Annotated in this window: 1 pseudogene; it reads left to right on the top strand. The window is 33.6% G+C overall.

The window, feature by feature from the left end:
• Positions 1-56: 56 nt before the first annotated feature.
• Positions 57-596: pseudogene (locus AC27I2_RS19695) on the top strand (hypothetical protein); the annotation flags it as partial.

The following is a 596-nucleotide window of genomic DNA, read 5'->3' as shown; positions in this document are numbered from 1 at the left end:
GAGCCAGAAAATGCTATTGATTGGCAAACCGAAATTTTAAAACTGTAAGGAACAGAATGTCAATTTCATATAAATTTGCAAAACTAAATGCAAGAATATTAGAAAATTCGCAGAACTTTAAACACTATATTTCCTCAAAAATGTATGAGTATAGTTCACCTAAAGGATTAATGATTGTCCGTTATTTATTAGAAAGAGTGGATAATAAAAAAGTAGAGCCTCAAAGCTTAGATAATGAAGGACGCTATTTAGGTTTTCATAATGCGGGGGATTGGACGCTAGGGTTAACATTAGGGCCTATTTTTTTAGGGTTTTTTGGCAGTCTTGTATCTATACTGGCTATTTTTGGGGTTTTTATTATGGATAATATGGAATACCCATGGGCTTTTCTATTTATTACTATTTGTTGGAACTTATTCTTTTTAAATTTCAGTCCCATTTTAGCGCGTTATATTCTACCTAGACGTGAGGTGTATTTTGACCGCCAAAACCAAACAGTGAGCTTTTCGTGGTCAGTAAATAACGCAGAAAAAAATGAGCATGGTCATTCGACATTTCCATTTGAGGATATAGAAGCGTTTTACTCTAAAGCCAAT

It is taken from the genome of Pseudoalteromonas sp. NH0006-46 (assembly GCF_057547735.1).
This window is presented reverse-complemented; position numbering and strand designations above follow the sequence as displayed.